Source organism: Allorhodopirellula heiligendammensis (assembly GCF_007860105.1).
Taxonomy (GTDB): domain Bacteria; phylum Planctomycetota; class Planctomycetia; order Pirellulales; family Pirellulaceae; genus Rhodopirellula; species Rhodopirellula heiligendammensis.
Genome location: NZ_SJPU01000003.1, coordinates 222,951 through 237,849 on the forward strand (window position 1 = coordinate 222,951; position 14,899 = coordinate 237,849).

At 56.1% G+C, this 14,899-nt stretch carries 11 protein-coding genes; 9 read left to right on the forward strand and 2 right to left on the reverse strand.

The genetic code is table 11. The features are described from left to right. Positions 1-265 precede the first annotated feature (265 nt). The 9 genes from Poly21_RS20825 (at position 266) to Poly21_RS20865 (ending at position 10,106) form a co-directional block, all read left to right on the forward strand. Positions 266-1,255 (forward strand): 2-hydroxyacid dehydrogenase, encoded by a 990-nt coding sequence (locus Poly21_RS20825; protein ID WP_146408996.1) that lies wholly within the window; start codon positions 266-268, stop codon positions 1,253-1,255. A 331-nt stretch (positions 1,256-1,586) separates the two neighbouring features. Beyond that, positions 1,587-2,909 carry a hypothetical protein gene (locus Poly21_RS20830; RefSeq protein ID WP_302119957.1) on the forward strand — a complete coding sequence of 441 codons (1,323 nt, stop codon included), beginning with the start codon at positions 1,587-1,589 and terminating at the stop codon, positions 2,907-2,909. Between the two features lie 131 nt (positions 2,910-3,040). Then, a complete protein-coding gene (locus tag Poly21_RS20835) occupies positions 3,041-3,598 on the forward strand; it encodes a hypothetical protein (RefSeq protein ID WP_146408997.1) in 558 nt (185 codons plus the stop codon). 97 nt (positions 3,599-3,695) lie between these two features. After that, a complete protein-coding gene (locus Poly21_RS20840) occupies positions 3,696-4,127 on the forward strand; it encodes a peptidylprolyl isomerase (RefSeq protein ID WP_146408998.1) in 432 nt (143 codons plus the stop codon). Positions 4,128-4,464: 337 nt separating this feature from the next. Further along, positions 4,465-5,622, forward strand: a complete 1,158-nt coding sequence (gcvT, locus tag Poly21_RS20845) for a glycine cleavage system aminomethyltransferase GcvT (RefSeq protein WP_146408999.1) — start codon at positions 4,465-4,467, stop codon at positions 5,620-5,622. 185 nt (positions 5,623-5,807) lie between these two features. Beyond that, on the forward strand, positions 5,808-6,206 hold the full coding sequence (gene gcvH, locus Poly21_RS20850; RefSeq protein WP_146409000.1) for a glycine cleavage system protein GcvH: 399 nt from the start codon (positions 5,808-5,810) through the stop codon (positions 6,204-6,206). Between the two features lie 109 nt (positions 6,207-6,315). Continuing rightward, entirely contained in the window at positions 6,316-7,713 is a 1,398-nt protein-coding gene (gcvPA, locus tag Poly21_RS20855; RefSeq protein ID WP_146409001.1) for an aminomethyl-transferring glycine dehydrogenase subunit GcvPA, read from the forward strand. Between the two features lie 81 nt (positions 7,714-7,794). Further along, positions 7,795-9,297 carry an aminomethyl-transferring glycine dehydrogenase subunit GcvPB gene (gene gcvPB, locus Poly21_RS20860; RefSeq protein ID WP_146409002.1) on the forward strand — a complete coding sequence of 501 codons (1,503 nt, stop codon included), beginning with the start codon at positions 7,795-7,797 and terminating at the stop codon, positions 9,295-9,297. Beyond that, positions 9,294-10,106 (forward strand): lipoate--protein ligase family protein, encoded by an 813-nt coding sequence (locus tag Poly21_RS20865; RefSeq protein ID WP_302119964.1) that lies wholly within the window; start codon positions 9,294-9,296, stop codon positions 10,104-10,106. The genes gcvPB and Poly21_RS20865 overlap by 4 nt, the downstream gene beginning before the upstream one ends. 109 nt (positions 10,107-10,215) lie before the next feature. Here Poly21_RS20865 and Poly21_RS20870 read toward each other — a convergent pair whose 3' ends face one another. Further along, positions 10,216-13,116, reverse strand: a complete 2,901-nt coding sequence (locus Poly21_RS20870; protein ID WP_146409003.1) for a response regulator — start codon at positions 13,114-13,116, stop codon at positions 10,216-10,218. Continuing rightward, on the reverse strand, positions 13,116-14,621 hold the full coding sequence (locus tag Poly21_RS20875) for an ATPase domain-containing protein (RefSeq protein ID WP_146409004.1): 1,506 nt from the start codon (positions 14,619-14,621) through the stop codon (positions 13,116-13,118). Before Poly21_RS20875 ends, Poly21_RS20870 begins: the two co-directional genes overlap by 1 nt. Positions 14,622-14,899 lie beyond the last annotated feature (278 nt).

Genomic DNA, 14,899 nt, shown 5'->3' on the forward strand with positions numbered 1-14,899 from the left:
GACAATCGGTGTCGCAGCGGTAATCCCGGCGGACGTCACCAACCGTTCCGAGTCCCGGAGGCCGATCCGGCAGCGACGGAAAGTTTGCATGCGCAGCCAGCGATCACGCTGATTTTTAGCAAGCAGTGGGGGCACGCACCGCTGATGAGTTCCTGTCATCATGCTAGCTAAGGTTCTGTTCGGCGCAATACCTGCTCCGGTGTCTCCCGTCCCACTGATCCTAATTCGGATTCATTCCATTCTGCTCATCCTGCTGAGATCGTCGATGAAGATTATCGTTTACAGCACCAAGCCCTATGATCGCGAATTCCTATCCGCTGCCGCGGAGTCAACCGATCATCGGCTGGCGTTCCTTGAAACTCGTCTAACATCCAGCACAGCGATGTTGGCTCATGGGCATGATGCTGTGTGTGCGTTCGTCAATGATCAACTAGACAGCGAAGTTTTGGAGGTGCTCTCGCAAGCCGGCATCAAGTTGATCGCCCTCCGCTGCGCCGGGTTCAACAACGTCGACCTGCCCGCCGCCAAGGATCGTGGTTTTACTGTGGTCCGGGTGCCGCAATATTCGCCGCACGCCGTGGCCGAGTTCGCCGTTGCACTGCTGCTGACACTCAACCGCAATGTCCATCGCGCTTACGGCAGGACACGAGACGGCAACTTCACACTGGACGGCTTACTTGGTTTTGACCTGCATGGTCGCACCGTCGGGGTCGTTGGAACAGGCAAGATTGGCTGCGAGTTCGCCAAGATTATGCATGGGTTCGGATGCCGCCTGGTCGGCTTGGACGTCCATCGCAATCCAACCTGCGAGCAAATCGGCATGAAGTATCTCGAGCTGGAAGAGTTCCTCGGCTGCACCGACGTCATTTCACTCCACTGCCCGCTCACTCCCCAAACGCATCATTTGGTCGATCACCATGCCGTCGAGCGGATGAAGCCGGGTGTCACGATCATCAACACCTCCAGAGGCGCGGTCGTCGATACCAAGGCCGTGATCGCTGGGCTGAAAAGTGGCAAGATTGGTCGACTGGGACTCGACGTTTATGAAGAAGAAGGCGACGTGTTTTTCGAAGACTTGTCCAACCGAGTGATCTCTGACGACACGCTGTCACGGTTGCTGACGTTCCCCAACGTCCTGATTACGAGTCATCAGGCGTTCTTCACCCAAGAAGCACTCACTCAAATCGCAGAAACAACGATTCGGAACGTATCCGAGTTCGCTGCTACGGCTCAGTGTCAGAACACCGTGACCTGAATCAACACCGCGACCTGAATCAGACGGAGGCAAGCAGAACTTGGCTCGTCGGTGTACATCGGTACCGAACTCATGGTATTGCTAGGATTCAGGGCGGCGATGCAGCGACGCTGGCACCACTTTTTGCTGTTCGATGGTGGCGATCGAGCCTTTGAAAGTGTTGGTTCTCCCCCACCTTTGCAGGTGCGAGCTCGCTCAAAATCGGCTTTTTACGGTGTTATTTTCTGGGTATCGGTACTTGAACCAATCTGCCTAGACTGGCCTCTCGCGCCGCTTGGGGTGAACGACTCACTCGCCCGGCTGAACCATCGCAACGACGGAGACCCATGGCATGGATGCCACGTTCAAACGCACGAACTCTGACTGCGCCCGGCAACCTTTCGCACGTCTGTTTGTGCTCAGTGCCGTACTGGCAGCTCTCGCGTTGAACGCGGCTGTATCCGACGCGGCAAACTTTCGGACGCGAAACTTTTTAGTGGAAGCGCCCACGCCTCAACTGGCTCGGCAGGTTGGTGACGCGGCGGAGCGTTTCCGCGACGAATTGGCAACCTACTGGACCGGTTCGACGCTTCCTCCGTGGCCGACGCCTTGTCCTGTCCGCGTCGTTGCGGGGGCCAATCTCGCTGCTCAGGGAGTGACCACCTACAATCCTGCCCCGGTGCGTGATTTCCAAATGGAAGTCATCGGCACCCCCGAGCGAATACTCGACAGCGTGCTGCCTCACGAAGTCACCCACACGGTGTTGGCGACCTACTTCGGTCGACCGCTGCCACGTTGGGCCGACGAAGGCATCTGCACCACTGTCGAACACGCCTCCGAGCGTGCCAAGCACGAGACGAAACTCCGAGAGTTCTTGGCATCGCGGCGGGGCATTGCCATGAACCGTTTGTTCCTACTGACGGAATATCCACAGGATGTGCTGCCGATGTACGCCCAGGGCTATTCGGTTTGCCGATTCCTGATTGAACAACAAGGTCCGCAAACATTTATTGGATTCCTCCAAGATTACATGCAGCGTCCATCCTGGACAGCGAACGTGCAAAAGCACTATGGCTACGAATCGCTGGCCGAACTCCAGGAGTACTGGCTGAACTGGGTCGAAGCGGGCAGTGGCTCAGTAGAGAAATTTGTTAAGGTCGATGTTCGTCCCGCCACTGTGCCTGCGACTGCGGTCGCATCGCGGCAACCTGCCCGAAACCTGGCGACACGTGAGCAACCCGACAAGCTCGCGCCTGCATCGGCATTGGTGGCCGCCAGCACGCAGCAACGCGGCGGCACCGATGACCTGCAAAACAACCTCGTCGTGTCGAATGATCGCGGGCGTCTTGCCGAGTCCAATGCCGGTGGGAGCTGGTACCATCGCCGCGCTGTTGGTCGCAATGCAGCCGTTGAGAACGAAACAGTGCCCGCAGGGGTGTCGCCCACGAGCGGACAGGTCGCGGACGCCTTGATCGAACGTCCGCTCTCGGTGAATCGTACGCAGGAACCCGCGACACCGCTGTGGGCACCTCCCTCGGTCGTTTCGAGCGGCCGTTATTCTTCGGCTACCCCTCAAGCGGAAACCATGGGCTCAATGCGTTCGAATGCTGCGATGCGGGATGCGCCTTCGGGTATGCGAGATTCCAGTGGCTCCCGCGCGAGCGTCTGGCGGTAGCGATCAGCTGAAAATTGGACGGCAGCTTGAATCGTTTGTTCGTCTCGTATCGACAGACCGCTCGCAAAGTTGGATGATGAGGGAGAGGATTTACTCAACTCCACTCTATTTACTACGGACGACCGGGCGATATGTCCCAGGACCCTTTTCAACGCGACACGGACGCCTCGACATTCACCCCTGACGGCACAGCATCGCCGCCAAAGAAAAAACGCCGCATCTGGGTGAAGGTGATCGCGGCCTTGATCGGAGGTGGGTTTCTCACCCTCCTCATCTGCTGCGGCACCGGCCTCTATGCCGTTCAGAATTACGGCGGCTTCATGTTTGATCCCATCCGTAAGGATATGAATCAGATGGTCGAGCTCAGGGAACAGGTGGGTGAGATCGGGTCGTTGAACATGAACGTGTTTGGGACGGTGGAGGAGGGCAGGAACAACCCCGAGTATGTGATTTTCGATGGCCAGAGTGAACAGGGCCCGTTCCAAGTGTCGGTGAAGATGAACCCCGCTGGGGACCTTGAGAAAGTATTTTTTGTGAGGCCCGACGGCAGTCGCCAACCGATTGACATGACCAAGCGTCTCGAATCAACGTCGGAGACTTCCGACGCAGAGGTGGATCAAGGCACTGCGGAAAAGCCGAGCGACGAGCCGGCAGAAACAGGCCACGAAAAAGACCGTGGAGCTGGTTAACGAGCCTGCGCCCGCTCATTGATCCCTCCCTGCATGTGTTGTATGGTCCTGCTCTGACCTGACATCTATCCCTCCCCAAATTAACCGAAATAGCACGATGAAAGTGGCAACCTTCGACACCAACCGCGGCACCATCAAAGTCGAACTTTTTGCAGACAAGACACCGAAAACGGTCGGGAACTTTGAAACGCTCTGCGAGAAAAAGTTTTACGACGGTCTGAAATTTCACCGCGTGATTCCTGATTTCATGATTCAAGGTGGATGCCCTCAAGGCACGGGGACAGGAGGTCCTGGGTACCAATTTGAGGACGAGTTCGACGCCGAACTTCGCCACGACGGCCCAGGCGTGCTTTCGATGGCCAATGCAGGGCCCAATACGAATGGCTCGCAGTTTTTCATCACCCACGTGGCCACGCCGCACCTCGATGGTCGCCACAGTGTGTTCGGCAAAGTGATCGAAGGCCAAGACGTGGTGGATTCCATCAAACAAGGCGACACGATGACCACGGTGCGAGTCACCGAGGAATAGTCGCCGCTGGGCGAGGGATAGTCGCCGCTGAGCGAGGGATAGTCGCCGCTGAGCGAGGGATAGTCGCCGCTGAGCGTCGAAGGCATGGGAATGTTTCCACCGTCGCAAAACGGTGGGTGGGACGTTGCACGACGCAATCCCGCGCGAGCGAGTGTGGTGACAATATCGACCATTCGTTTCGTTCGCGGGGGCTAGTCTGTCGACGAGTGATGGTTAAACTCATGCTAGGCGAACCCGTTCGCTGTCACTGATCTTTTTCAACTCAAAAATCCCGGCGTTCCTGTCTCGGCGCACGTTCTGTGCCGAGCGTGGGATCACCGTGCCAACGCATTCGCTCATGACGCACTCATCCGCCCCTGCATCGCACGAACCGTCCGCGCCTGTTGGACTTGCTCAAACGCCGCTGGATTCTTGGCACCGCAGCGCCGGTGCCAAGATGGTGCCTTTCGCCGGGTATGAAATGCCCATCCAATATGGCGATGGCATCGTGGCCGAACACGAAGCCTGTCGGATGCGGGCGGCGTTATTTGACGTTTCCCACATGGGACGCTTGCGGTTCGACGGCGACGGTGCGGCTGAGTTCCTTGACCACGTGCTGACACGCCGTGTCAGCGATTTGCCCGTGGGTGGCGTGCGATATTCGATGATCTGCAACGCCGAGGGTGGTGTGCTCGACGATGTGCTCATCTCCCATCTGGAAACGCCTTCGGAACGACGATTCCATTTACTCGTCGTCAATGCGTCCAACCGGGAAAAAATCATCCAGTGGCTGACACCACTGCTGTCCGAGTTCCCGACGGTCACGATGTCGGATCGAACTGAGCTCACAGCAATGATCGCTGTCCAGGGTCCGCTCGCGATGGAGACCTGCAAGAAGCTCCTGCGATTCGATCCGACTCGCCTGAAGAACTATCAGGCCCGGATCACTGATCAGTTTGCCAAGCCCGTCATCGTTAGCCGCACGGGATACACGGGCGAGGATGGCTTGGAACTGATCGTCAGAGCTGAAGAAGCCAATCGGGTATGGGAAAATATTTTACTGGCAGGACGCGATTCGAATTTTATCGCCGCCGGTTTGGGGGCTCGTGATACCTTGCGAATGGAAGCTGGGATGCCTCTCTACGGACACGAGCTGAGCGAAACGGTTGATCCGCTGTCTGTCGGACTGTCGTTCGCAGTCAACCTCGCTGACCGCTCGTTCATTGGTGACAAGGCTCTACAGCGGATCAAACGCGAAGGCAGTCCGCTGACGCGAATCGGTCTGCTACCAGAAGGCAAACGTCCCGCTCGCGAAGGTTGCGATGTGCTCGATGCGGCCGGTAAGAAGATCGGCGTCGTCACCAGCGGTGGTCCGTCGCCCACACTCGGAGTTCCGATCGCGATGGCAATGATCGATCGCGACCACGCCCACGACCCTGGATTTCAAATTGATATTCGGGGCCGCGCCGTCGCGGCGCAGCCCACCAAACTGCCGTTTTATCGGCGTGCGCAGTGAAAGTGACGTCATCGCCAAAATAACAGGATCATCGCACCCAGGCAGCTACCGTCGCGAGACGGCAGAGTCAACGTTTCGACACGCTTGGCCGCAGCGTCGATTTAGCCGCTTTCGTTTCGAATTCCCTCCCCGTCCTCGTCTCCACTCGTCCCACTCCCATTTTTGTTCAGTATTGAGGAAGCCCCATGCCACGCGACGTGAAACAACTGCGATATGCCGAGTCCCATGAATGGGTCGATGTTGCTGAAGAGAATGGTGATCGGATTGCCACGATCGGCATTTCAAAATTTGCCATCGAAGCGCTCAACGATCTCGTCTACATGGACCTCCCCGAAGTCGGTCGGAAACTCGCGATCGGCGATGAGTTTGGGGAAGTGGAATCGGTCAAAGCGGTGAGCCCGCTATACAGCCCAGTCGCGGGCGAAGTGATTGCCGTTCACAGCGATTTGCCGGACAACCTCGAGGGGCTCAACGACGACCCGTACGATTTTGGCTGGATTATCAAAGTGAAACTTGATGGCGAGCCCGCGGAAACGCTGATGGATCACGCCGCATACGAAAAACAGTGCGCTCAAGCGGGCTAAGACCTGTTTGAAGAGGGGTCTGACCCTTTTTAAGAAGCACGCGAGTTTTGCATCGTCACTTTAGTCGTCGAAAAGGGTCAGACCCCTGTTCGAAAAGGTTGCCATCCAAATGTCCTATTTATTTCATACCGACAACGACCGTCGCGAGATGCTCGAAGCGATCGGTGCAGCTGATATCAATGAGATTATCGATGCGCAGGTCCCGCAGTCTGTCCAGCTCCAGCGTCAATTGGATTTGCCGCCCTCGATCAATGAGATGGAACTGACCGCTGAGCTAACACGCTTGGCGGCCCTTAACGCGAACGCGAACTCGCATGTGTGCTTCCTGGGTGGGGGCGCCTATGACCACTTTATCCCTGCTGTCGTCGACGAGATCGCCTCGCGTGGTGAGTACTACACCTCTTACACACCCTATCAAGCGGAGGTCAGCCAGGGCAATCTGCAGGTGATGTTCGAGTATGAGACACTGATCACGCAGTTGACCGGACTCGGGGTCAGTAACGCGAGCTTGTATGACGGGGGCTCGGCAGCGACTGAAGCCGTTTTGATGGCACTGGCGATGCAACGCGGCCGCAACAAAGTCATCACAAGTGATGTCGTTCATCCCCAGTATCGGGAAATTCTCGCTGCGTACCTACGGAATATTGACGCCGAAATCGTGGTGGTGGCCTCGGACGAGAGCGGGTGTTCATCGAGCATCATCGATGCGATCGATGACCAAACGGCATGTGTGCTGGTCCAACATCCCAATTTCATCGGCGGACTCGAGGACGTCGAAGCCATCGCGACGGCTGCGAAAGCGGCCGGTGCACTGACGATCGAGTCGTTCGATCCGGTCAGTCTTGGTCGGCTTCGCCGCCCCGGTGACATGGGTGTCGACATCGCGATCGCGGAAGGACAGAGCCTCGGCAATCCGCTGGCCTTTGGTGGACCCTATCTCGGCGTCATGGCCTGCCGCGAGGAGCTCGTGCGACGTCTGCCCGGCCGCATTGCGGGGCAAACGACCGACCGCCGCGGGAAACGTTGTTGGGTGCTGACGCTGCAAACCCGAGAACAACACATTCGGCGCGAAAAGGCGACGAGTAATATCTGTAGCAATCAAACCTTGTTGGCTCTGCGGGCGACCGTTCATCTGAGCCTGCTCGGACCAGACGGGCTGCGTGAAACGAGTGATCATTGCATCTCCAAAACCGCTTATGCCAAACAAGCAATTGCCGCATCCGAGCGATTTGAGGTCGTCGGCGAGAGCGCGTCGTTGAAGGAATTCGTCGTTCGCGATCGAAGCGGCGATGTGGCAGAGTTACTGGAATACGCGCGCAACCACGAACTGCTCGCAGGAATCGACCTCAATCCGATGGTGGGCCTGCACAGCGAGGGCACGCTGACGGGATTGCCGGAAAGGTATCGCGATTGTTTCCTTGTCGCGGTTACTGAGAAACGCACACGTGCTGAGATCGACCGTTGGGCGCAGGTGCTCTGCCATGCACCGCAGACAGCAGCCTGCTGACGATCGCGACGCAATCCTCAGGTTTTAGCCCTTGGGCGACGACAGCCACAATGACCACCACCCTACCACTGCATCCTGTCCATGCGTAATCAACAATCCACTCAGCTCCTGTTTGAACTCAGCCGTCCGGGGCGGCGTGCCCATCGTTTGGGACAGCCAGATGTACCCACGACCAACACGCTCGACGCGTTCTCGGATCGATTTTTAGCGGACGAGCCGCCACCTCTGCCGCAGCTCGCTGAAGGCGACGTCGTGCGGCACTTTGTCGGTCTGTCGACACTGAATATGAGTGTCGATACGCACTTCTATCCGCTCGGTTCCTGCACCATGAAGTACAACCCGAAACGCAACGAGCGAATTGCGTCGTTGCCGGGGTTTGCAGACGTGCACCCGATGCAGGATCCCTCACACCTGCAGGGGTTACTGCAACTCCTCTATGAATTGCAGGAAATGTTTGCCGAGATCAGTGGGCTGCCGGGAGTATCACTCCAGCCGGCTGCGGGGGCGCATGGCGAATTGACAGCGTTGCTCGTGGCCGAAGCCTATTTTCGCAGCATCGGTAGCAAGCGAAATATTGTGCTGACTGCGGACTCCGCCCACGGCACCAATCCCGCCAGTGCGCAGATGGCTGGATTCCAAACGAAAACGGTTAAGAGCAACTCCGACGGCTTGGTCGATCTCGACGATTTGGCTGCGAAGCTCGATGAAAACACAGCTGTGTTCATGCTCACCAATCCGAACACGCTCGGGCTGTTTGACCGCAATATCGAGAAGATGAACCAGATGGTGCATGATGCCGGTGCACTGATTTATCTCGATGGCGCGAATATGAATGCGATTCTAGGAATCAGCCGGCCGGGCGATTTCGGTGCTGACTTAATGCACTACAACCCTCACAAGACATTCTCCGGTCCACACGGTGGTGGCGGACCTGGAGCGGGCCCCATCTGCGTACGTGATTTCTTGACGAAATTCTTACCCGCGCCGCTGGTCACGCGGCAGGAGCTCGAAACGGAGGATGGTCAAACGAAGTGGACCTATGGGCTCTCGGAGCCCACACAGGATTCGATCGGACGGGTGCGTAGCTTCTTTGGCAATACCGGCGTTTTAGTGCGTGCTTACATCTACTTGCGGACCTACGGTGGCGACGGATTGCGGCGTGTCAGCGAAGACGCGGTGCTCAGTGCGAATTATCTGCTCAGCCAGGTCAAGCATTTCTTGGATGTGCCCCACGGAGATCGCTGCATGCACGAGTTCGTCGCCTCGGCATCTCGCCTCAAGAAGGACAAGAAGATTTCAGCAATGGATCTGGCGAAGCGAATTTTAGACTATGGATTCCACGCACCGACGGTTTACTTCCCACTCGTCGTGGATGAGGCCGTGATGGTCGAGCCGACCGAGACGGAGAGCAAACAGACACTCGACGCCTTTGTCGAGGCCTTGTTTCGGATCACCGATGAGGAAGGGGACATGGTTCATGAGGCACCGCATTCGACCAGGATCAGTCGGCCCGATGACGTCGGTGCGGCCCGCCGTCCCATCCTACACTGGAGTGACCCGTCAGCGAACGATGCTGCCTCGTGAGCAGTACAGGACGTTTGCTGGCGTTGTCCGAATTTGACGGCGCGACCAACATGTCGGTCGACGAAGCGATTGTGACGGCCGTCGCTCATTCGACGGCACCACCGACGCTGCGGTTTTATGCTTGGAGCCGACCGACTTTGTCGCTGGGTTACTTTCAGCCTATCTCGGGTGCGAGCGGGTGGTCGGATGCGCCCGTTGACATCGTTCGCCGGTCAACCGGGGGAGGTGCAATCATGCACCATCACGAATTGACCTATTCGCTTTCTCTGCCCCTGACTGACACCGGGCCGGGTGGACGAGAAAGCGTTTACAGAATCGTACATCAATGCGTCGTCGATGCACTAAAAGACGTGGGAGTGTCTGCATCGTCCTACCGCGATGCGGTAGTCAGCAGCACCACGCGAGGCGTCCGGTCCAGCCTGCCGCCAACATCCCCCACAGGATTGCGTACTATTGCCAAGACTCCAGCGGAGGCGTTTCTGTGCTTTCAACGACGAACGGATGAGGATCTTATCTGCGGTGGGTACAAAGTACTCGGCAGCGCCCAACGCCGCGTGCATGGCGGAGTTTTGCAGCACGGCAGCTTACTGCTGCGGGTTTCACCGCACGCCGACGTGTTACCGGGGATTGTCGACCTCGCTGCTATTGATATCGATCCTAGTGAGTTTTCGCAGAAGTTAGCCACACAAATCAGCGAAGCGATGTCGATCAAGTGGCAGGACGGTGAACTGTACGATGCTGAACTTGCCGACAGCAATAGGATCCGAGCGGAGCGTTACACCTTTTTCGGTTGGACGCACCGACGTTAGGATCGCGAGAGCGAGCAGTCGCCAAAGCCATATTGACGGTTGATCCGACCAACGACGCGGTAAAAATTCAACGTTAATCGCGCTGGCTCAGCTAATTCGGATGATGTAGTCACGAGTGATTTTCCGCTAAAGAGTTGCTGATCTTGCGTACTAAAAGTTTGCTATCGAGGGGTTTCGTCGTGTAGTCCGTGCAGCCGGCGGCCAGGCACTCCTCTCGATCGCTATTCATAGCGTTAGCAGTTAGCGCAATGATCGGCAGCGTGCAGCCACGTCGTCGCAGTTCAGCAGTGGCTTCATACCCATCCATGACTGGCATCTGCATGTCCATGACGATCAGATCGACGTGGGGCGATTTGCGGTTGGAGATGAAGTCGAGGGCCTCTTGGCCATTCGTCGCAGTGCAGACGGTGCCACCCGCTTTTTCGATGAAGTGCTGGGCGAGATAACGAATGTCGCGTCGATCGTCGACGACCAAGACATGGGCGGTCAATGAGAGATCCTCATCGGGTTGTTCCGCAGTAACATCAATCGACAAGTTTGGTTCCACGAGCGGCCCCCGCGCCTTCGTCTGGATGACGAGCGTGAATTTGCTCCCTTTTCCAAACTCGCTTTCCAGCGAGACATTGCCGCCGAGTGCAGAGGCCAGGCGACGACAAATCGCCAGCCCCAAGCCGGTGCCTCCAAAGGACCGCGTTGAGGTATTGTCGGCTTGGACGAATGGTTGAAAAAGCGTTTGCTGATTCTCTGCGGAGATGCCGATGCCAGTATCAATGATTTCAAAGGTAAGTCGGCACAAATGAGTTTCCCACGGCAGTTGCCCTGAAGAATCCGACGCCTGAAAGGATCTGGCCAAACCATCGGCGAGCAACTCGTCTTGGCTGAGCGTGCCACTCGGCTCATATCGACAAATCACTCGAACCTCGCCAGCGTCTGTGAATTTGATTGCGTTGCCCACGAGGTTCAGCAATATCTGCCGAAGTCGCACTGCGTCCGTCTCGATCAACTCAGGAATGGGACCTCCGAACTCAATCGTAAGTGGGATCTGTTTCTCAGATGCCCTGACATCCATCAGCGAGCGGACTTCGGCAAGCAGGCCATCTGGACGCACGAGTTCGGCTTCCATTTGCATCTTGCCTGAATCAATCTTTGACAAGTCCAAAATATCATTGATGATATTGAGCAAGAAGTTGCCGTTGCGGCGAATGGTTTCAACGACTTGCAGGTTGTCTGGATCGTTGAGGTGGTCCTTCAAGATGTCTGCGTGACCAAGGATCGCCGCCATTGGTGTGCGTATTTCATGCGACATATTAGCAAGAAATTCTCCGCGAGAGCGGTTCGCATTCTCCGCTAACTCCTTTGCCATTTTCAGTGACTCTTCGAACACCTTGCGATCATTGACGTCGATAACATAACCGGTGTAGCCAGCGAAGTTTCCGCCGGCATCAAAGCGTGGTCGGCCCACATCAACGACCCAGCGATAGTTTCCATCTGCCAACCGCAGTCGATATTCAGACCAGAATGCTTGACGAGCGTTCGCTGCAGCCAGAAACTCTTCGCCAGCTCTCTGTTGGTCGTCTGGATGTGTGGCGAGCGTCCACCCAAGTCCCATGCCCTCTTCCTTGGTTTGACCGGTCGTGTCGTACCAACTTTTTGACAAAAATGTACACAGGTGTTCCACGTCGGTGACCCACAGCATCGCTGGCGAGGCGTCTGCAATCTCCCGAAAGTAGCGTTCACTTTCGCGAAGCAAGTCGGCCGACTGTTGTCTTTGTGTGTTGTTGTAAAAGTAGCACACGACTCCGTGTCGATTGTCCGGCAAAACAAACCTCTCGATCGACCAATCGTATGCTTCGACGTCGTTCGTATCGACTCGACGTTCGACTAATGGCGGTGCGAAGTAGGGTTCGCCAGTCTTCAAGGTTTGTCTGAAAAGTCGAACTGCCTCCTGAGCAAAATCTTGGGGCCACATGATATTCATGACCTCCTCGAGACGTCGTCCGATCAATGGATTCACGTTCGCGAATGCGCTCCGTGCGCCTTTGCTGACGTACCGAACTCTCAAATCGGCGTCGACAACGTACAAGCCCTGCGGATTGTCTGTGATTAATCGCTGAAATGTCTCGTGAGATTGCCGCAGTTCCAGCTCCGCCATTTTGCTTTCGGTCATGTCCCATTGTAGTCCCGCATATCGCAGAGTTCGTCCCGCCCCCGTCTTGACTGGTTCGGCAACAGCCACCAACCACCGGTTCCCCAATGTTGGGTGATCAATGCGGAATTCGCTGCGAAATGGCTCGTCTCTCTCGACAGCACCAGTCCATTGGGAAACGATGCGATCCCGGTCTTCATCAATAACCGAATCGAACATCGTCGCTGCGCTCGGTCGGATCGAGTCGTCAAATCCGTAGAGTCGCCGGAACGCGGCAGACCAATACATGTCTGTCGCGCTCCACTCCCATGCCGCCATCCCCCCAGCCTGGATTGCCATGTCCAGACGGTGGGCTTCACGACTTAAGCTTAGTTGAGCGATATCCTTTTCGTGGAGGAGGTCACGGAGTTCGAACTGTCGCATGCGGTCCCGCAGTTTGGCCCGCACCGTGCTGATGAACACCGCAATTCGTAGCGGACGGTTGATCAATGTGACGTCGTCGAGTGTCAAAATTCGCTGTAACGTATCCGCTCCAACTTCGCCGGCCTGCAACAGAACAAGTATCGGCACCTCGGACCACTTGGGCTGCCGGTCGAGTGATTCCTTCAGCAGGGTAATTGCCGCCTCAGAGAGGTGCTCTTGCGCGATCAACGCGATTCCAGCACCTTCGGAGATCGTGTGAACAAACGAAGCCATCTCGCTACAGCAACAAACTTCAATATGGTTGCTTCGCAATATTTTACGACAAAGCTCTGCATCTTGCTGTGTTGGAGCGTAGGTGACAACACGTTGGTTATGGGCGTCATCCGAGGGACGGGCGTGCCACGTGAGGTCGTCATTGATGGCCTTTCTGAGTGACTCCATCAACGATTCTCTTTTTCGATCAACGCCTCGTGCTCGCCGGTGAAAACAGGTACACCGGTCAGAATGCCTGAGAACTTATTCAGGGGCGGACCAATTTCAATGCCGCGGCTGCTGAGCTTGAATTCACGAATCGTTCGTTCGTGCCGTCCCGTTCGCTTCTTGAGAACTGAAATTGCCTGTCGAATTTCACCTCTTGCCTCGAAATATCGAAAAAGTACCACGGAGTCTGCCAGGTAACTGGCGTCGACGGGAGTGGCCATCGTTTGTCCCAACATTCCATGTTGGGCGACGACGACTAGTGTTAGAATGCCCCGCTCACCAAGGAATTGTAGCATCTCATGCATTTGAATAATCAAGAACTTTTCATGTGGCATGGAGTTGAGGTAGCCATTGATGCTGTCGATCGCGACGATACCAACGTGGCGTCCGTGATTATCAAGTTGTATTGTGTCACGGACCAAGCAAGCAAATTCGCTCGGAGTTATTTCACCTGGACTCAAATTGATGATTTGAATCAGGCCTTCGTCGAAGTGCTTTTGTAAATCAAAACCCAAACCTTCGGCACGAGCGAACAAGGACTGCCTGCTTTCCTCAAACTGAAACAAAACCGAGCGTTCGTTTCGTTTGGCAGCCGAAATGGCGAATTGCAAGGCCATGGATGATTTCCCCACACCAGCGGGGCCGAGCAGCAGGGCACTCGTGCCGGCGTTGAGACCGCCTCCGAGTAATTCATCAAATTCTCGGTTTCCACTATCAATCAGAGACGTCTCGACAGTGGCATGTGTGTCAGGGGGCACTTCACGCGGATATACCTTTAAGCCTCCTCGAACGAGGCGCACGTCGTGAGCCCCCCCTATAAATCCTGTTCCGCGATGCTTGATGATTCTCAAACGTCGCCGCTCGCCGCCATAGTCCGACAGCAGATGTTCTAACCGGATGACACCATGGGCGATGCTTTGTAAGTGTTGGTCGTCGGTCCCCGAATAGTCGTCCAGTAAAAGTACGGTGCAGCCGCGTCCTACGAAGAATTGCTTGAGCGCGAGTATTTGTCGGCGGTAACGAAGCGATCCTTGAGACAGCAAACGCATTTCTGACAGCGAATCGAAAATAACCCGTTTAGGTTGCAGTTGATTGACTCGTTCCAAAACGGCGTCAACGGTCGTGCCGAGCTCGATCTCCGCTGGCTCGAACATCGTGTACTGCAAGCGTGCTGAATCACCGCCGTCGTTGCCTACCAATTCGTGGATGTCGACATTGTTAAGCGACCATCCGTGCGACTGGGCGACGCCTTCGAGTTCCTCCTTGGTTTCCGAGAGCGTGACATAGAGTCCCCGGTCGCCTTGGCGGGCTCCCTCTAGCAAGAATTGCAGTGCCAGGGTGGTTTTACCAGTACCAGGCATCCCTTCGATCAAATACATCCGATCGGAAATCAATCCCCCATGAAGGATATCGTCCAGCGCTGAAATGCCGCTGCTTATCTTGGTTTGCAAATTTGACGCCGCCATGAGTTTTCTCAGTAGAATTCCAATGTCAATAGAATTGTCGTGGATAAATCGACGTCCCGAAGGTCGCGGGTCTGGTCTCGTGCTGTCAGTTCCTGCCTCATAATCAGCCAAGAGAGGGAGACCACGGATTCGGAACGTCCATGAACCGCCCTCCGGCCCCACGCGAGTACCAGCGTGCAGTAGCCCTCATCGGTGTCATATTTTCGATGGACAGCGGCATCAGTTTAATGAACTTGTCCCTTCCGGAAAACAACTGGCAGCGGCAGTTGGCTGTTCCG